Raw genomic sequence first — 17,943 nt, forward strand, 5'->3', positions numbered from 1 at the left:
TTGTGTCCTGGTTACAGGTGGTTCGAGTGCGCCGGTCCACTGCCGCCCTGGCTTGGGCCAGCATGCCGGTGCTTCGTTACGGTTCTTTTGCCGCGCGGCGCGTTGATGGTCAGCACGCCGGCGATCACCAGGGCCACGCCGAGGGCGCCGCGGGCGTTCAGCGGTTCGCCGAAGCCGGGCAGCGCGGCGGCGCCCAGGTAGACCAGGGCGTAGCTGATGCTCAGAAGCGAATAGGCGCGGCCCAGCGGCAGGTGGCGCAGGGCGCCCAGCCAGCACAGCAGCGACAGCGCGTAGGCCAGCACGGCGGCGGCGAGCATCCCCAGCAGTGGCAGGTGGTAGGTGCTCAGCGCTTGCAGCCACTGCGCCGGCTCGGGCAGGCGCACCATGGCCCAGCGCATGCCCAATTGGGCGCCACTGACCAGGCCTACGCTGCCCAGCGCCAGGGCGAAGCCGGTGACGCGGCTCATGCCTGCGCCCCCAGCAGCGCCACGCCGGCGCCGATCAGCAGGATGCCCAGCCAGTGGCGCGCATCGACGCTTTCGCCGAAGAGCAGGCGCGCGGCCAGGGTGACCAGCACGAAGTTCAGGCTCAGCATCGGGTAGGCCAGGCCCACCGGCAGGCGCTGCAACAGCAGCAGCCAGAGCAGCAGGGCGGCGCCCAGGCAGGCCATGGCCAGCAGCAGCCAGGGCGACAGCAGCTTGCCTGCAAGACCGAGGCTGCGTTCGCCCCAGCCGTCCACGGCGAGCTTCTGTGCCACCTGGCCGAGGCAGGTGAGCAGGCACACGGCGGCGAGCAGCACGGCGGTCATGGCGCAGCCTGCGGGATCAGCAGGAAGACCAGGTGGTTTTCCCGGTAGCTGGTGACGTCCCGCGGCATCAGCGCCAGCTCGGCTTCGTCGCCGGGGCTGTTGACGCGCAGGATCACGCCCACCGGACCCTTGCGGCGCGCATCGGCGAGCCAGGCGGGGAAGCCTTCCAGGCTCAGCGAGCGGCCCTGGGCGTCGGGGTAGCCGAGGCCGTACTTGAGCTCGCCCTCGGTGTTGAGCAGGAACACCTCGCTGCGCCCGGTGCGCCAGGCCAGCGCCGAGGCGCCGCCCAGGTCGTTGCTCAGCAGGGTGCGGGCGCTGGCCAGCTCCTCCAGGTGCTGGGCGATGAACTGGTCGGGCATCTTGCTGTTGACCATGCGCTCGGGCATCGCTGCCGGCGCCGCAGCCACCAGCAGCCAGGCGGCCAGCGCCGGCGCGGCCCACAGTTGCTGCGGGCGCAGCCATTGCAGAACGCCGCACAGGGCCCAGAGGGCGCAGACCAGGCCGATCAGCAGCAGGCTCGGCAGTTGCTGGTGGTACAGCGCCTTCTTCGCCTGCAGGAATGCCAGCGCGGCCAGGCCGAGCAGGCCCAGCAGCAGGTTCAGCGCGCCGTTCAGGCGCAGCGCCCGCAGGCGCCCGCTCTCCAGGGCGCTGGCCAGGGCATCGGCCATCAGCAGGGCCAGGGGCGCGAAGCAGGGCATGATGTAGGTCGGCAGCTTGCCCCTGGCCAGGCTGAAGAACAGGAAGGGCATGGCGAACCACAGCAGCAGGAACACCGCGTGGGGCGTGCGGCGCGCCTGCCAGCCGCGCTGGAAGGCGGCGGGGACCAGCAGCGTCCAGGGCGCCGCGCAGGCGAACAGCAGCGGCACGAAGAACCAGAACGGCCGCGCGTGCTGGGCGTCGCTGCCGGCGAAGCGCTGGATGTGCTCGTGCCAGAAGAAGAAATGCCAGAAGTCCGGCTCGCGCAGGTGCACCGCCAGCACCCAGGGCAGGCTGGCCAGCAGCGCCACCAGCACCGCCAGCGGGCCGAGCAGGAAGAGTTCGCGCAGGCGACGGCGCCACAGCGCGTAGGGCAGCGCCACCAGCACCGGCAGCAGGCCGGCGAGGAAGCCCTTGGTCATGAAGCCCATGGCGCAGGCCGCGCCCAGCGCCACCCAGGCGCCGAGGCGGGCGCGGGGCGAAGTGGCCTCGAAGGCGAACCACAGGGCGAACAGGCTCAGGTTCACCCACAGGGTGAATTGCGGGTCGAGGTTGGCGTAGCCGGCTTGCCCGGCGATCAACGCGAAGCTGGCGTAGAGCAGCGCGGCCGTCCACGCCCGGCCCGGCTGCGGCCACAGTCGCCGGCCCAGCAGCCAGACCAGCAGGGTGCTGCAGGCGCTGACCAGCACCGAGGCGAAGCGCACGCCGAACAGGTTCTCGCCGAACGCCGCCTGGCCGAGGGCGACCAGCCAGTAGCCGGCGATGGGCTTCTCGAAGTAGCGCAGGCCGAGGAAGTGCGGCGCTACCCAGTCGCCGCGCTGCAGCATTTCCTGGGCGACCTGCGCGTAGCGCGTCTCGTCGGGTATCCACAGGCCGTGCAGGCCCAGCGGCACGAGGAAGAACAGGACCAGCACGGCCCCGGCCAGCAAGCTATAGCGCCGGTTCATCGCTGTACGCCCAGCCAGCCTTCGCGGCCCGCCAGGCTGCCGCGGCTCAGTTCGCCCAGTGGTAGCGTCGCCGGGTCAGCCGGCAGCAACTGGCCGAGGGGGTGGAAGCGGATGCCGCCCTCGCGGGCATGGCCCAGCAGCGCACGGAAGGCGTCGGCCATGACGATGCCTTCCACTTCGGCGTGCACGGTGTAGACGTTCAGCGCCTGCGGGTGGAAGCGGGCCATGATGAAGTCGTTGAAAGCGTCGGCGGAAAGGTCCGGGCCCACTACCTCGTCGAAGGTCGGCAGGTCCACCGGCACCTGCGGGGTGCCCGGGCGGCCGTCGGCCAGGCGCGGGCGGAACGGCGAGGCGCCGCGGCAGTCGCTGTTGTAGCGGAAGCCGAAGGCCTCCTTGGCCTGCACGGTGCGCTCGTCGGCGCGCCAGCCGGCCACCGCCGAGCAGTCCACGCGCTGGCCGAGGATGTCGCTGAGGCTGTCCACGCCCAGGGCGATCTGCCGGTGCAGCTGCTCGGCGCTCCAGCGCCCGGCGTTGGCCTGCCAGCCGTGGTGGTCCCAGGCGTGCAGGCCGACCTCGTGGCCGGCGGCCAGGGTGCGCCGCATCAGCGGGCCGAGGTCGCGGCCGATGGGGCGGCCGGGCCAGGCGGTGCCGGCCAGGAGGATGTCCCAGCCGTACAGGCTGGCGGCCTTCGAACGCAGCATCTTCCACAGGAAGCGTGGCCGCGCCAGGCGCCACAGGTGGCGGCCCATGTTGTCCGGGCCGACGCTGAAGAAGAAGGTCGCCTTCACCCCCGCCTCGTCGAGCAGCTCCAGCAGCCGCGGCACGCCGTCACGGGTGCCGCGGTAGGTGTCGACGTCGATGCGCAGCCCGGCCTGCATCAGCTGGCGACCCTCAGCTTGCCGGCCTGCTGCTGCTCGGCGATGGCTTCGCGCAGGAAGAAGTCGAGGGTCTTGGCGATGGTCTCGCGCATGTGCACCTTCGGCTCCCAGTCCAGCAGGCGGCGGGCGTTGTCGATGCTCGGCTTGCGGTGCGCCACGTCCTGGTAGCCGTCGCCGTAGAAGCTGCGGCTCTCCACCTCGCGGAAGCCGGCGAAGGGCGGGAAGTGCGCGCGCAGCGGGTGGGCCTCGAACTGGCGCAGCAGTTCCTCGCCCAGCTCGCGGATGCTCGCCTCGTTGTCCGGGTTGCCGATGTTGACGATCTGCCCGTCGCAGCGCCCGCCGTCGTTGTCGACGATGCGCGCCAGGGCCTCGATGCCGTCGTCCACGTCGGTGAAGCAGCGCTTCTGCGCGCCGCCGTCGACCAGGCGGATCGGCGTGCCTTCCACCAGGTGCAGGATCAGTTGGGTAATCGCCCGCGAACTACCGATGCGCGCCGAGTCCAGGCGGTCCAGGCGCGGGCCCATCCAGTTGAACGGGCGGAACAGGGTGAAGCGCAGGCCCTTCTGGCCGTAGGCCCAGATCACCCGGTCGAGCAGCTGCTTGGACACCGAGTAGATCCAGCGCTGCTTGTTGATCGGGCCCACCACCAGGTTGGAGCTGTCCTCGTCGAAGCTGGCGTCGCTGCACATGCCGTACACCTCGGAGGTGGACGGGAAGATCACCCGCTTGCCGTACTTCACGCAGTAGCGCACCAGCTTGAGGTTTTCCTCGAAGTCCAGCTCGAACACGCGCAGCGGGTTGCGGGTGTATTCGATGGGGGTGGCGATGGCCACCAACGGCAGCACCACATCGCACTTCTTGATGTGGTACTCGATCCACTCGGTGTGGATGCTGATGTCGCCCTCGACGAAGTGGAAGTCCGGGTTGCTCTTCAGCCGCTCGATGGCGTCGGAGCCGATGTCCAGGCCGTACACCTCGTAATTGCCGTCGCGTAGCAGGCGCTCGGAGAGGTGGTTGCCGATGAAGCCGTTGACGCCGAGGATCAGCACCCGCGTCTTGCGCCGGGGCTTGCCCACCGCGTGCAGCCGCGAGCCGGTCACCAGGCCCATCTCGCGGGCCAGTTGCGCGCCGGCGAGGAACAGCCCGGCGTCGCCCTGCTGGCCGGCGACGATCTCCAGGCTGTCTTCGCCACAGGCGATGCGCAGCGGCTCCACGCCAAGCACGGCGCCGGCCGGGCGGCCCTGGTTGCCGGGCACCACCTTCGACTGCCAGACGATCAGCTTGCGCTCGCCCACCGGGGCGAAGGCGCCGGGGTAGGGTTGCGTCACCGCGCGCACCAGGTTGTGCAGCTCGCCGGCTGGGCGGCGCCAGTCGAGCTGGCCGTCGGCCGGGGTGCGGCGGCCGAAGTAGCTGGCCTGGCTTTCGTCCTGCTCGCGCTCGACGAAGTCGCCTTCGAGCATCGCCGGCAGCAGCCGGTCGAGCAGTTCGCCGGCGGCCTCGCGCAGCTTGCCGTGCAGGCTCAGGGCGGTGTCTTCGGCGTCGATGGCCACGCGCTGCTGGGCGATGATGGCGCCGGCGTCGGGGCGCTTGACCATGCGGTGGAGGGTCACGCCGGTCTCGCTTTCGCCGTTGACCAGCACCCAGTTGGCCGGGGCGCGGCCGCGGTAGCGCGGCAGCAGCGAGCCGTGCAGGTTGAAGGCGCCGCGGCGGGCGCAGGCCAGCAGTTCCTCGCCGAGCAGGTGGCGGTAGTAGAACGAGAAGATGAACTGCGGCTGCAGCTCGCGGATGCGCGCGATCCACAGCGGATGGTTGACGTCCTCCGGGGCGTGCACCGGGATGCCGCGCTGCGCGCACAGCTGCGCCACCGAGCCGAAGAAGCGGTTCTCCCGCGCATCGTCGGCGTGGGTGAACACCGCGTCGATCTGGTAGCCGGCGGCCAGCAGGGCTTCGATGCCGGCGCAGCCGATGTCGTGGTAGGCGAATACGAGGGTCTTGGCGCTCATTGGGCTAGGGACTCGACGGCAGGGGTAGGGGAGATCGACGCGGTGCTGGCGGTGGGCAGGGCCGCGCCGCGCGCCACGCGCTCGATGAAGAAGCGCGGGCGGGCGCGCACGTCGTTGTACATGCGGCCCAGGTACTCGCCGAGCAGGCCCATGCCGACCAGCTGCACGCCGCTGAACAGGAAGAGGATGGCGAACAGCACGAACAGGCCGTTGCCGGCCCAGGCCGCGCCGAACAGCAGGCGCAGCACCAGCAGCAGGGCGCCGAAGGCGGTGCCGGCCAGGGCCATGCCGGCGCCGACCAGGCTGAGCAGGCGCAGCGGGCTGGTGGTCATGCAGGTGACCAGGTCGAACATCAGGTTGACCAGGCGCAGGAAGCCGTACTTCGACTCGCCGTGCTCGCGCTCGGCGTGGCCGACGACGATCTCGCTGGTGTGGCGGGCGAAGCTGTTGGCCAGGATGGGAATGAAGGTGCTGCGCTCGCGGCAGGCCAGCATCGCCTTGACGATGCCGCGGCGGTAGGCGCGCAGCATGCAGCCGTAGTCGCTCATGGCCACGCCGGTGGAGCGCTGCACGGCCAGGTTGATCAGCTTCGACGGCCAGCGGCGCAGGGCCGAGTCCTGGCGGTTGCCGCGCACCGTGCCGACCACGTCGTAGCCCCTGGCGGCCTGCTCGACCAGGCGCGGGATTTCCTCCGGCGGGTTCTGCAGGTCGGCGTCGAGGGTGATCACCAGGTCGCCGCGGCACTGCTCGAAGCCGGCCATGATCGCCGCGTGCTGGCCATAGTTGCGGTTGAGGATGACCGCCAGCACGTGGCTGTCGGGCGCCTCGGCGGCCTCCTGGAGCAGTTCGGCGGAGCCGTCGCGGCTGCCGTCGTCGACCAGCACGATTTCATAGGCGCGGCCGAGCTGGCGGCAGGCGGCGTCGGTGCGGCGCAGCAGTTCGGGCAGGCTGTCCTGCTCGTTGTACACCGGGATGACCACGGAGACGCAGTCGATGGCATAGGGTTTCACGGGGGTCACCGAAGGAGGGTTTCGCAGGCCCCGACCACGCGCTCCAGGTCGGCGTCGGTCATGTCGGGGAACAGCGGGATGGAACACAGGCGCGCCGAGTTCCATTCGGTGGCGGGCAGGCTGACGCCGGGGAAGCGCTGGCGGTACCAGGTGTGCAGGTGGGTACCGATGAAGTGGATGCCGCTGCCGATGCCGCGTTGCTGCAGGGCCTGCATGAAGGCGTCGCGGTGCATGCCGCAGGCCTGCTCGTCGATGCGCAGGATGAACAGGTGCCAGGCGTGCTGCTGCGGGTAGCCGGGCACGCTCAGCGGCTGCACCGGCAGGTGTGCCAGGCGCTTGAGGTACTGGGCGGCGAGTTCGGCGCGGCGGGCGTTGATCGCCTCCAGGCGGTCCAGCTGGACCAGAGCGATGGCGGCATTGATGTCGGTGAGGTTGTACTTGAAGCCCGGCTCAATCACCTGCGCCTGGGGCTTGCGGCCGTGGCTCAGGCGGTCGTAGGCGTCCACCCCCAGGCCGTGGAACTTCAGGGTGCGCACGCGGTTGGCCAGGGCCTCGTCGTCGCTGACGAACATCCCGCCCTCGGCGCAGGTCATGTTCTTGATCGCGTGGAAGGAGAAGATCGCCGTGCCGCGTGAACCGACGTGGCGGCCGCGGTAGCGGGTGCCGGCGGCGTGGGCGGCGTCCTCGATCACCGCGATGCCGTGCTTTTCGGCCAGCGCGTAGAGCGGGTCGAGGTCGAAGGCGGCGCCGGCGTAGTGCACCGGGATGATCGCCTTGGTGCGCGGGGTGATGGCCGCCTCGATGCGCGCGGCGTCGGTCATCAGGGTGTCGCGGTCGACGTCGACGAACACCGGGGTGGCGCCCAGCAGGCAGATCATGTTGGCGGTGGACACCCAGGTCTGCGACGGGGTGATCACCTCGTCGCCCGGGCCGATGCCCAGCGCCAGCAGGGCGATGTGCATGGCGCCGGTGGCCGAGGCCACGGCCACGGCGTGCTTGCAGCCGACGTAGTCGGCGAAGCGCTGCTCCAGCAGCTGGTTCTTCGGGCCGGTGGTGATCCAGCCGGAGCCGAGCACTTCGCTGACGGCCTGGATTTCCTCGGCGCCGATGCTGGGCCGGGAGAAGGGGAGGAACGCGTTGTCCATGCGGGTCACGGGACTGTGGCCATTGAGTGCATCCATGCTCGCCGAGCAATCGTTAAGAACCCGTTATGAGCATGTTCGGAAAATGTCGCGGCCCTGCCTGCACCCTGGCGGGGCAGGGCAGACGGGTGGGAAGGGATCGTTGCGGGCCCTTCGCCAGGGGCGACGGTGGCTGCCGCGCAGGGCGCCGAAAATGGGCCCGCAGGCCGCGGCCGCTCTATTCCGGGGCAAATTGAACGAGCGCTCGATTTGGCCGGAAAACACTGTTGAACACTCGTTCATTCGTGGTTATGGTGATGCCACGCCCCGCCGCCGAACGCCGTTCCGGCCGCGGGTTCTCCGTCATTCGGGTGAGGTCCGTGCATGCGTTATTCGTCGCTTGTGGACAGGATGGTCGGGCCAGGCGCAGCCGCCTGGGATATCCACTACGCCGCCGTGGCGGCGCAACGCGCCGGGGAGGACGCGATCGTCCTCAGCGTCGGCGATCCGGACTTTGCCACCCCGGCCTTCATCACCGACGCCGCGGTGGCCTCGCTGCAGGCCGGTGACACCCATTACAGCGACGTGGCCGGGCGCCCGGAACTGCGCCAGGCCATCGCCGACCTGTACCGGCGGCGCTTCGACCTGCAGGTGGGCGCGGACAGCGTCATCGTCCTCGCCGGCGCGCAGAACGCCCTGTTCGCCGCCGCCCTGTGCCTGCTGGAGGGCGGCGACGAAGTCATCGTCTTCGACCCGGTCTACGTCACCTACGAGGCCACCTTGAAGGCCACCGGCGCCAAGCTGGTGGCGGTGTCCACTCCCGCCGACAACGGCTTCCGCCTCGACGCGGCGGCCCTGGAAGCGGCCATCACCCCGCGCACCCGGGCGATCTTCTTCGCCAACCCGAACAACCCCACCGGCGTGGTCATGCGCCCCGACGAGCTGCGCGCCATCGCCGCCGTCGCCGAGCGCCACGACCTCTGGGTGGTGGTGGACGAGGTGTACGAGGCGCTGACCTTCGAGCAGCCGCACCAGAGCTTCGCCGCGCTGCCGGGCATGGCCACGCGCACCCTGAGCCTGGGCAGCCTGTCCAAGTCCCACGCCATGACCGGCTGGCGCGCCGGCTGGATAGTCGCCGAGCCGAAGCTGGTCGGGCACATCGAGAACCTGGCGCTGAACATGCTCTACGGCCTGCCCGGCTTCGTGCAGGAGGCCGCGCTGGCGGCGGTGCGCCGCCACGACGAGGTGGCCGCCGGGATGCGCGAGGTCTACCGCCGGCGCCGCGACCTGGTGCTGCGGCAGCTGGCGCGCAGCCCGCGGCTGAAGGTGCTGAGCCCCGAGGCCGGGATGTTCGTGATGGTCGACGTGCGCGGCACGGGCCTCAGCTCCCTGGACTTCGCCTGGCAGCTGTTCCGCGCCCGCGGCGTGTCGGTGCTCGACGCCGCCGCTTTCGGCCCCCAGGCCGACGGCTTCGTGCGGCTGTCCTTCACCCTGGCCGACGAGACCCTGGCCGAGGCCTGCGAGCGCATCCTCGCCTTCGTCGAATCCCTGCCCGCGGCCTCCCCTGTAGGAGCGGGCCCTGCCCGCGAATCGCGCGCAGGGCGCGCTCCTACACAGAGCGTACCGGCGCAGCCCGCCGGCAAACCGGTGATCGAAGTCCGCGACCTGCACAAGCGCTTCGGCCAGTTCGAGGTGCTCAAGGGCGTCTCGCTGTCGGCCCGCGAGGGCGGCGTGGTCTCGCTGATCGGCGCCAGCGGCTCGGGCAAGAGCACCCTGCTGCGCTGCATCAACATGCTGGAGGTGCCCAACGCCGGCAGCGTCAGCGTCGACGGCGAGATCATCCGCCTCGACCAGGACCGCCACGGCGAGCCGCGGGTGGCCGACCAGAAGCAGCTGACGCGCATCCGCTCGCGGCTGGGCATGGTGTTCCAGAACTTCAACCTGTGGCCGCACCGCACCGTGCTGGAGAACCTGATGGAGGCGCCGACCTTCGTCCTCCACGAGAGCAAGGCCGAGGCCCGCGAACGCGCCGAGGCGCTGTTGGCGCGGGTGGGCCTGGCGGAGAAGCGCAACGAATACCCGGCCTTCCTCTCCGGCGGCCAGCAGCAGCGCGTGGCCATCGCCCGCGCCCTGGCGGTGCGGCCGAAGGTGATGCTGTTCGACGAGCCGACCTCGGCGCTCGACCCGGAGCTGGTCGGCGAGGTGCTGCGGGTGATCCGCTCGCTGGCCGAGGAGGGCCGCACCATGATCCTGGTGACCCACGAAATGGCCTTCGCCCGCGACGTCTCCAGCCACGTGGCCTTCCTCCACCAGGGCCTGATCGAGGAGGAGGGCACCCCCGAGGAGGTCTTCGCGCGGCCGCGCAGCGAACGCTGCCGGCAGTTCGTCAACGCCCACCAGAATCGTTGAACCGGCCGCCCCGCGCGGCCACCCGGGCAAGCTTCTAGCACGACAAACCACAAGAAAGCGGAAGGGGCATCATGAACAGACAGGGTCTTTGCGGTTGGTTGGCGGGTGCGGCATTGCTGGCGGCGGGCATGGCCAGCGCGCAGGCGGAGACATTGCGCTTCGCCCTGGCGGCGGAGCCCTACCCGCCGTTCTCGGTGAAGCAGCCGGACGGCCAGTGGACCGGCTTCGAGCCGGACCTGATCCACAAGGTCTGCGCCGAGATGAAGGCACAGTGCGAGATCGACGAGGTGGCCTGGGACGGCATCATCCCGGCGTTGATGGCGAAGAAGATCGACGTCATCTTCAACTCCATGTCCATCACCGACGAGCGCGAGAAGCAGATCGCCTTCAGCGTGCCCTACTACGACACCCCGGTGGCGGTGGCCGCGCCGGCCGCCAGCGACATCACCATCAGCCCCGAGGGCCTGAAGGGCAAGGTGATCGGCGTGCAGATCTCCACCGTCAGCTCCAACTACCTGAAGAAGTACTACGAGAAGATCGCCGACGTGCGCTACTACGACACCCAGGACTCGGTGAACGCCGACCTGGTGGCCGGGCGCATCGACCTGATGATGGCCGACGGCATCGCCGTGAAGTCCTTCCTCGACTCCCCCGACGCCAAGGCCGCGGGCATCGTCAGCAAGGGCGAGGTGCCCCACGACCCGCTGTTCGGCCGCGGTGTGGGCGCCGGCCTGCGCAAGGACGACACCGCGCTGAAGGCCAGGCTCGACGAGGCCATCGGCAAGCTGCTGGCCAGCGATGACTACAAGGCGCTGTCGGACAAGTACTTCGGCCTCAGCGTCGCGCCCAAGCAGCAGTGATGAGCCGGCGCCGCCCCTGCCCGGGCGGCGCCGTGGTTCGAGGAATTCGCCATGCAATCCTATCTCGACCTCGTCGGCTTCGGCGCCCAGGGCTGGGGGCCGGCGCTGCTGCGCGGGCTGCTGGTCACCCTGCAGATTTCCTTCGGCGCCTTCCTGGTCGGCATGCTGATCGGCCTGGGCGCCGCCAGCGCCAAGCTCAACGGCCCGCGCCCGCTGGCCGCCGCCGCGCGCGGCTATACCACGCTGTGCCGGGCGGTGCCGGAGCTGCTGCTGATCCTGCTGTTGTACTACGTCGGCTCCATGGGCCTGAACCAGTTGTTCGCCTGGCTCGGCTACGGCGACGTGAAGCTCAACGGCACCATGGTCGCCATCGCCGTGCTCGGCCTGGTGCAGGGCGCCTACGCCTCGGAAATCTTCCGCGGCGCCATCCAGGCCATCCCCTACGGCCAGATCGAGGCGGCGCGGGCCTACGGCATGCACGGCTTCGGCCTGTTCCGCCGCGTCACCCTGCCGATCATGGCGCCCAACGCCCTGGCCGGGATGGCCAACCTGTGGGTCAACCTGATCAAGGACAGCGCGCTGATCAGCGTGGTGGGCACCAACGAGCTGCTCTACACCGCCAAGCAGGCGGCCGGTTCGACGCGCCACTACCTGACCTTCTACCTCACCGCGGCGGCGCTGTACTACCTGCTCACGGTGCTCTCCAACCTGTTCTCCGGCTGGCTCGAGCGGCGTTTCCGCCGCTGGATACCGGCGGTATGAGGCGCGCGCGATGAGCGATCACTGGATATTCAGCTACGCCAGCCTGCTGCTGCGCGGCCTGGGCACCACCCTGTCGCTGCTGCTGCTCAGCGCCGTGCTCGGCTTCGCCCTGGCGCTGCTGGTGGCGCTGGCGCGGATGTCGCGCAACCTGTTCGTGGCCAAGGCCAGCCTGGCCTTCACCAGCGTCATCCGCGGCACGCCGCTGCTGGTGCAGATCTACACCTGCTACTACGGCCTGGGCAGCCTGTTCGCCACCTACCCGCCGATCCGCAGCAGCTTCCTCTGGCCGTACCTGCGCGATGGCTACTGGTACATCGTGTTGGCGCTGGTGCTGTCGGTGGGGGCCTACGTCGGCGAGGTGGTGCGCGGCGGCCTCAAGGCCGTGCCGCGCGGCGAGCTGGAAGCCGCTGCGGCTTTCGGCATGCACCGCCGCCTGGTGCTCTACCGGGTGTGGCTGCCGCGGGCGATCCGCCTGCTGCTGCCGACCCTGGCCGGGGAAACGGTGCTGCTGCTCAAGTCCACCGCGCTGGCCTCGACCATCGCCGTGGTCGACCTGCTGGGCGCGGCCAACGTGGTGCGCGCGCAGACCTTCCAGGTGTACCAGCCGCTGCTGCTGGTGGCGGCCATCTACGTGTGCCTGACGTTCATCATCGAGGGCTGTTTCAACCTGCTGGAGCGCACCGCGCCGGTCCGCCGCGAGTCCGCCGCGCCGCGTTCGCGCGCCGGCTGGGTGTTCTGGCGGCGCAAGGCGAAGGTCTAGGCATAGGCGCCGCGGCGCAGGCCCTCGACCCAGTGGCGGCTGAGCTGCAGGCCGTCCTCGGCGCTGAAGGTGGTGGGGTTCAGGCACCACTCCAGCCACAGCCCGTCGAGCATGGCCGACAGGCCGATGGAGGCCAGGCGCGGGTTGGCGATGGCGAAGCCCTCGCTGCGCGCCAGGTCGGTGATCAGGCCTTCGAGCAGTTGCAGGTAGGCGCGGTAGCCGCGCTCGTGGGCGTCGTTGACCGGCGTGGAGTGGCGGATGAGGCTCCAGAACACCACCCAGGGGCTGAGCAGGTCGGGGTCGAGCACGCCGGGGGAGAAGGAGCCGACCAGGAAGGCGTCCAGGCGCGCGGCGGCATCGCTGCCGGCGGCGGCGACGCTCTCGCGCAGCGACTGGGTGACGCCGGCGGCGAGGCTCTCATAGGCCTGGGCGACCAGCGCCTCGATGCTGCCGAAGTGGTGGTTGACCAGGCCCACGGCCACCCCCGCCTCCTTGGCGATGCGCCGCACCGAGATGCCGGCATGGCCATCGGCGACCAGGCACTTGAGGCAGGCGCGCACCAGGTCCTCGCGGCGTTCCTCGGGCGTGGCGCGGCGGGCTTTCTGGCGGGGGCTGTCCACGCGGGGGAGTTCCTTGTGCGGGGCGCCGGGGCGCGGTGGGTGGAATCGATACTAGGGGGCGCCGGGCAAGTTTGCCATGCCCCGCGACGAGGGAGGAGGCAAGCATGATCGAAGACGTATCGCTGCGGCTGAGCGGGGATTCCGGCGCGCCATTGACGGTGCCGGCCTGGCGCATCGACGCCGGCCGGCCGGGGCCGCGGGTGCACCTGCAGGCCGGGGTCCACGCCGACGAAATCGCCGGCATGCTGGTGCTGCACCAACTGCTGCCGAGGCTGCGCCAGGCGGCGGAGCAGGGGCGGCTCAACGGCAGCGTGACGTTGGTGCCCCAGGCCAACCCCTTCGGCATCGGCCAGTTCCGCCAGGGGCGCATCCTCGGCCGCCATCACGAAGCGACGGCGCGCAACTTCAACCGCGGCTTCCCGGCCTCGGCGAAAGCCACGGGCACAGTGGACAACCTCACCGACTGGCAGCGCCAGCTGGCCGCGCTGGCGGCGCCTGCGGACATAGTGCTGGACCTGCACACCGACGACGAGGCGCTGCAATACCTCTACGTCCACGAACGTCTGTGGCCGGCGGCGCAGGACCTGGCCGCGGCGCTGCGCGCCGAGCTGGCGATCATCTGGGAAGGCGACAGCGACGGCGCCTTCGAGGAAGTGGTGATCGAACCCTGGCTGGCCGAGGATCACTTCGACGGGCGCCTGGTGGCCACGGTGGAACTGCGTGGCCAGGGTGACGTCAGCGACGCGCTGGCGCAGCAGGATGCTGACGGGCTGTGGGCCTTCCTCTGCGGGCGCGGGGTGATCGAGGAAATGGTGGAACTACCGGCCTGGCAAGGCGTGGCGGTGCCCATGGGCTTCATGGAAACGGTGTTCGCGCCGGTGGCCGGGGTGCTGGTGTTCGAACGCGAACTGGGCGAGGTGGTGCAGGCTGGCGAGCGTTTCGCTCGGATCGTCGCGAGGCCGGGGGATGCCGGGAGCGAGGTGGTGCTGCGGGCGCCGCAGACCGGGTTGTTCGTTACCCGCTATCGCGACCGGCTGATCCCGCGCGGGGCGATTGCGGCGAAGTTCACCGGGTCGGCGCCGTCGTCCACCTGGAGTTCCGGTGCGCTCGATCCATAACACCACACGCCCTTTCGGCTTTTTTGGCTTTTCGTAGGAGCGAGCTTGCTCGCGAACCAGCCCCACTGCGGAATCTGTTCGCGAGCAAGCTCGCTCCTACGAAGAGCACCGTGCGGCATCACAGCCAGATGGCGTTCCAGAAGGGGTAGTCGGCGACGCGTTTCACCAGGCCTGCCCGCAGCGGATTGGCGATGATGTAGCGGGCGACGGCCTTGAGGTCTTCTTCGTGCCGCAGTGCCCGGTCGTGGTAGCCGGATTGCCAGGCTTTTCCTGTTCGCTGCGAGGTTGCATTGATGGCGATAGCCGTGCGCGACTTGAAGCTTCGCATCACCTGTTCCAGACGCTCTTCCTGAAGTTGCAACAGCCAATGAAGATGGTCCGGCATCAGAACCCAGGCGAGGGTCTGCAACTCCTCTGCATGGTGGATTTGTCGGCAGACCTGGCAGGCGGTCGTCCAGTCCTCGAAGAGGCGTTCGCGGTGGGGCGTGACCGTGGTGACCAGGTAGATCTGGCCGGGTATGGAATGGCGGCCCTTGCGCAGGTCCTTTCCGTGGAAGCCCATGGGGTGCTCCTTGCTGGGGGGACGCTGGGAGCATGGCAGGGAGAGGTATCGGATTTATCCGGGAAGGAAGGTGTCTGGGGCGGTTCGCGAGCAAGCTCGCTCCTACAGGTCGGGCGTGGCACCTGCTTTTCGTAGGAGCGAGCTTGCTCGCGAACCCACCCAAACAAAAACGCCCGCACAACGGCGGGCGTTTTCACGAAGGCACCGAACTCAGTGATGCTCGCGCGTCGCGCGGAAGGTGATGTCCGGCCAGCGCTCTTCCATCAGGCTCAGGTTCACCCGGGTGGGGGCCAGGTAGGTGAGGTGGCCGCCGCCGTCCACGGAGAGGTTCTCGAAGGCCTTGTCCTTGAACTCCTTGAGCTTCTTCTCGTCCTTGCACTCGATCCAGCGCGCCGACCAGACGTTGATCTGCTCGTAGGCGCACTCGACCTTGTATTCCTCCTTCAGGCGGCTGGCGACCACGTCGAACTGCAGCACACCGACTGCGCCGAGGATGATGTCGTTGTTGCGCTCGGGGAAGAACACCTGGGTAGCGCCTTCCTCGGCCAGCTCCTGCAGGCCCTGGCGCAACTGCTTGGACTTCAGCGGGTCCTTCAGGCGCACGCGGCGGAACAGTTCCGGGGCGAAGTGCGGGATGCCGGTGAAGCCCAGGTTCTCGCCTTCGCTGAAGGTGTCGCCGATCTGGATGGTGCCGTGGTTGTGCAGGCCGATGATGTCGCCGGCGTAGGCCTCTTCCAGCTGCTCGCGCTCGCTGGAGAAGAAGGTCAGGGCGTCGGCGATCTTCACGTCCTTGCCCAGGCGCACGTGGCGCATCTTCATGCCCTTCTCGTACTTGCCCGAGCAGATGCGCATGAAGGCGATGCGGTCGCGGTGTTTCGGGTCCATGTTCGCCTGGATCTTGAACACGAAGCCTGTGAACTTCTCCTCGGTGGGCTGCACTTCTCGCTCGTGGGCAGCGCGCGCCAGCGGCTGCGGGGCCCAGTCGACGATGCAGTCGAGCACCTGGTCGACGCCGAAGTTGCCCAGCGCGGTACCGAAGAACACCGGGGTCATCTCGCCCTTGAGGAAGGCGTCCTTGTCGAACTCGTGGCAGGCGCCCTGCACCAGCTCCAGCTCTTCGAGGAAGTTGTCGTAGAGGTCGCCCAGGTGCGCGCGGGCCTCGTCGGAGTCGAGCTTGTCGATCACCTGGGTCTCGATGCGCTCGTGGCCGTGGCCGGGCACGTAGACGATGATCTTGTCCTCGGCCAGGTGGTACACGCCCTTGAAGTCCCGGTAGCAGCCGATCGGCCAGGTGATGGGCGCGGCCTTGATCTTCAGCACCGCCTCGATCTCGTCGAGCAGCTCGATGGGGTCGCGGATGTCGCGGTCGAGTTTGTTGATGAAGCTGACGATGGGCGTGTCGCGCAGGCGGCAGACTTCCATCAGGGCGATGGTCCGCGGCTCCACCCCTTTACCGCCGTCGAGCACCATCAGCGCCGAGTCCACCGCGGTCAGGGTGCGGTAGGTGTCTTCGGAGAAGTCTTCGTGGCCGGGGGTGTCGAGCAGGTTGACCATGTGCTCGCGGTAGGGGAACTGCATCACCGAGGTGGTGATGGAGATGCCGCGCTGCTTCTCCATTTCCATCCAGTCGGAGGTCGCATGGCGGTCGGACTTGCGCGACTTCACGGTGCCGGCGACGGCGATGGCCTTGCCCATCAGCAGCAGCTTCTCGGTGATGGTGGTCTTACCGGCGTCGGGGTGGGAGATGATCGCGAAGGTGCGGCGCTTGGCGACTTCGGCGGCCTGGTTGGTCATGGGTGCGTGCCTGCTGGAGTTCGGTGACGGCGGGCGCGGTCGGCCCGGAAAAGCGCGGGATTATAGCCCAAAGCCTTGCGTCGCCGGCAGGTGCGGCGACGCAAGGCCCCGCCTCAGTGGCCGTCGTCGGCCGCGGGCGCCGCGCCGCGGTAGATGGTGCGCACCAGCGGGCCGATGGACAGGCCCTGGAGCAGGATGGACACCAGCACCACCACGTAGGTCAGGCTGAGGATCAGGTCGCGCTGCTCGCCCAGCGGCAGCGACAGCGCCAGGGCCACCGAGACGCCGCCGCGCAGGCCGCCCCAGACCAGGATGCGGATGGTTCCGCCCGGCACCTGGCGGCGCCCAGCCTCGGTCTGGCGCAGCACCAGGATGGCCGGGGCCACGGTGAGCAGGCGCGAGGCCAGCACCGCGCCGCCGAGGGCGAAGGCGGCCACCACGTGCAGCCAGTTGAACGGCAACAGCAGCAGTTCCAGGCCGATCAGGGCGAACAGCAGGGCGTTGAGGATTTCGTCGATCAGCTCCCAGAACTTGTCGATGTAGCGCCGCGTCTCGTCGGACATGGCGTACTGGCGCGCCTGGTTGCCGATGATCAGCCCGGCCACCACCATGGCGATCGGCGCCGACACGTGCAGGCGCGCGGCCAGGGCGGCGCCGCCGATGACCAGGGCGAGGGTCAGCATCACTTCCACCTGGTACTGGTCGATGCCGCGCATCATCAGGAACACCCCGTAGCCCAGCGCCGCGCCGAACAGCACGCCGCCCACCGCCTCCTGCAGGAACAGCCAGGCGGTGGCCGAGACGGTCGGCGTCTCGCCGGCCATGAGGATGCCCAGGAGGATGGTGAACACCACCACCGCGGTGCCGTCGTTGAACAGCGACTCGCCGACGATGGTGGTGGCCAGCGGCTTGGGCGCGCCGGCCGAGCGCAGGATGCCGAGCACGGCGATGGGGTCGGTGGGCGAGATGAGCGCGCCGAACAGCAGGCAATAGATGAAGTCCACGTGCCAGCCGAACAGGGCGAAGGTGTAGTAGGCCAGGTAGCCGATCACCGTGGTGGCGATCAGCACGCCGAAGGTGGCCAGCAGGCCGATCGGCCACTTGTAGTTGCGCAGGTCGCTGAGGTTCACGTGCAGGGCGCCGGCGAACAGCAGCGCGGGCAGGAACCAGGTCATCAGCACTTCGGAGAAGTCGATGCGGCGGATGATCTGCTGCATCTCCACCTCCAGCACCGGGTAGCCGGCCATCGACAGGCCCTGGGCGAGGAGCGAGAACACCAGCGCCGTGGCCATCACGCCGATGGTCGGCGGCAGCCGCACGAAGCGGTAGTTCACGTAGGTGAGCAGGGTGGTCAGCGTGATGAACGCCGCGGCGAGGTCGAGCATGTCGCAGGTACTCCTTGGCAAGGCAAGTGGGCCGGCCCCAGTGACCTATCCCTGGGTCGGGGGCACGCGGAAAAAGAGACCGGATGATAACCGGATATGGCGGACATATTGGCGAGCGCCGAGGTTTCGTCCGACAGGGGCGGGGAGTATGGGTTCCTCCCGTGGTCAGGGTTTCCGAGCCTGGTGCGCGAACTTTCTCCAAAACCTGGT

At 69.3% G+C, this 17,943-nt stretch carries 16 protein-coding genes; 5 read left to right on the plus strand and 11 right to left on the minus strand.

The window, feature by feature from the left end; genetic code table 11:
• Positions 1-11: 11 nt before the first annotated feature.
• Genes arnF through arnB form a run of 7 tightly spaced genes read right to left on the minus strand, consistent with a single transcriptional unit; the run spans position 12 to position 7,487 of the window.
• A complete protein-coding gene (arnF, locus tag ACTWJ5_RS05405; RefSeq protein WP_249917789.1) occupies positions 12-467 on the minus strand; it encodes a 4-amino-4-deoxy-L-arabinose-phosphoundecaprenol flippase subunit ArnF in 456 nt (151 codons plus the stop codon).
• Complete coding sequence (gene arnE, locus ACTWJ5_RS05410; RefSeq protein WP_249917788.1) at positions 464-808, minus strand: 4-amino-4-deoxy-L-arabinose-phosphoundecaprenol flippase subunit ArnE; 345 nt, start codon at positions 806-808, stop codon at positions 464-466. The genes arnF and arnE overlap by 4 nt, the downstream gene beginning before the upstream one ends.
• Positions 805-2,451: a lipid IV(A) 4-amino-4-deoxy-L-arabinosyltransferase gene (gene arnT / locus ACTWJ5_RS05415; protein WP_253390086.1), complete on the minus strand. Its 1,647-nt coding sequence runs from the start codon at positions 2,449-2,451 to the stop codon at positions 805-807. The genes arnE and arnT overlap by 4 nt, the downstream gene beginning before the upstream one ends.
• Positions 2,448-3,332: a 4-deoxy-4-formamido-L-arabinose-phosphoundecaprenol deformylase gene (arnD, locus tag ACTWJ5_RS05420; protein ID WP_444439533.1), complete on the minus strand. Its 885-nt coding sequence runs from the start codon at positions 3,330-3,332 to the stop codon at positions 2,448-2,450. Before arnD ends, arnT begins: the two co-directional genes overlap by 4 nt.
• Positions 3,329-5,332 (minus strand): bifunctional UDP-4-amino-4-deoxy-L-arabinose formyltransferase/UDP-glucuronic acid oxidase ArnA, encoded by a 2,004-nt coding sequence (arnA, locus tag ACTWJ5_RS05425; protein WP_444437681.1) that lies wholly within the window; start codon positions 5,330-5,332, stop codon positions 3,329-3,331. Before arnA ends, arnD begins: the two co-directional genes overlap by 4 nt.
• Complete coding sequence (gene arnC / locus ACTWJ5_RS05430; RefSeq protein ID WP_074977553.1) at positions 5,329-6,342, minus strand: undecaprenyl-phosphate 4-deoxy-4-formamido-L-arabinose transferase; 1,014 nt, start codon at positions 6,340-6,342, stop codon at positions 5,329-5,331. Before arnC ends, arnA begins: the two co-directional genes overlap by 4 nt.
• Positions 6,343-6,347: 5 nt before the next feature.
• Complete coding sequence (gene arnB / locus ACTWJ5_RS05435; protein ID WP_444437683.1) at positions 6,348-7,487, minus strand: UDP-4-amino-4-deoxy-L-arabinose aminotransferase; 1,140 nt, start codon at positions 7,485-7,487, stop codon at positions 6,348-6,350.
• Positions 7,488-7,847: 360 nt separating this feature from the next.
• On the opposite strand from arnB, the gene ACTWJ5_RS05440 reads away from it, so the two are divergent.
• The 4 genes from ACTWJ5_RS05440 to ACTWJ5_RS05455 all read left to right on the plus strand — a co-directional run bounded on the left by ACTWJ5_RS05440 (position 7,848) and on the right by ACTWJ5_RS05455 (position 12,254).
• Positions 7,848-9,872 (plus strand): aminotransferase class I/II-fold pyridoxal phosphate-dependent enzyme, encoded by a 2,025-nt coding sequence (locus tag ACTWJ5_RS05440; RefSeq protein WP_444437685.1) that lies wholly within the window; start codon positions 7,848-7,850, stop codon positions 9,870-9,872.
• Positions 9,873-9,943: 71 nt separating this feature from the next.
• Positions 9,944-10,732: a transporter substrate-binding domain-containing protein gene (locus tag ACTWJ5_RS05445; protein ID WP_058488568.1), complete on the plus strand. Its 789-nt coding sequence runs from the start codon at positions 9,944-9,946 to the stop codon at positions 10,730-10,732.
• A 51-nt stretch (positions 10,733-10,783) separates the two neighbouring features.
• A complete protein-coding gene (locus tag ACTWJ5_RS05450) occupies positions 10,784-11,494 on the plus strand; it encodes an ABC transporter permease (protein ID WP_009617684.1) in 711 nt (236 codons plus the stop codon).
• A 10-nt stretch (positions 11,495-11,504) separates the two neighbouring features.
• Positions 11,505-12,254, plus strand: a complete 750-nt coding sequence (locus tag ACTWJ5_RS05455) for an ABC transporter permease (protein WP_444437687.1) — start codon at positions 11,505-11,507, stop codon at positions 12,252-12,254.
• Here ACTWJ5_RS05455 and ACTWJ5_RS05460 read toward each other — a convergent pair.
• Complete coding sequence (locus ACTWJ5_RS05460) at positions 12,251-12,874, minus strand: TetR/AcrR family transcriptional regulator (RefSeq protein ID WP_256514330.1); 624 nt, start codon at positions 12,872-12,874, stop codon at positions 12,251-12,253. The genes ACTWJ5_RS05455 and ACTWJ5_RS05460 overlap by 4 nt on opposite strands.
• 104 nt (positions 12,875-12,978) lie before the next feature.
• Between ACTWJ5_RS05460 and ACTWJ5_RS05465 the strand changes: the two genes are divergently transcribed.
• Positions 12,979-13,992, plus strand: a complete 1,014-nt coding sequence (locus tag ACTWJ5_RS05465) for a succinylglutamate desuccinylase (protein WP_444437689.1) — start codon at positions 12,979-12,981, stop codon at positions 13,990-13,992.
• A gap of 118 nt (positions 13,993-14,110) precedes the next feature.
• Here the strand turns inward: ACTWJ5_RS05465 and ACTWJ5_RS05470 are convergent, their stop codons facing one another.
• From ACTWJ5_RS05470 to ACTWJ5_RS05480, 3 genes are all read right to left on the minus strand, one after another.
• Positions 14,111-14,554 carry an REP-associated tyrosine transposase gene (locus tag ACTWJ5_RS05470; protein WP_444437691.1) on the minus strand — a complete coding sequence of 148 codons (444 nt, stop codon included), beginning with the start codon at positions 14,552-14,554 and terminating at the stop codon, positions 14,111-14,113.
• Between the two features lie 210 nt (positions 14,555-14,764).
• Entirely contained in the window at positions 14,765-16,348 is a 1,584-nt protein-coding gene (locus ACTWJ5_RS05475) for a peptide chain release factor 3 (protein ID WP_444437693.1), read from the minus strand.
• A 113-nt stretch (positions 16,349-16,461) separates the two neighbouring features.
• A complete protein-coding gene (locus ACTWJ5_RS05480; protein ID WP_074977575.1) occupies positions 16,462-17,733 on the minus strand; it encodes a cation:proton antiporter in 1,272 nt (423 codons plus the stop codon).
• Positions 17,734-17,943 lie beyond the last annotated feature (210 nt).

Origin of the sequence: Pseudomonas sp. A6 (assembly GCF_052367875.1) — a bacterium.
Classification (GTDB): domain Bacteria; phylum Pseudomonadota; class Gammaproteobacteria; order Pseudomonadales; family Pseudomonadaceae; genus Pseudomonas; species Pseudomonas citronellolis.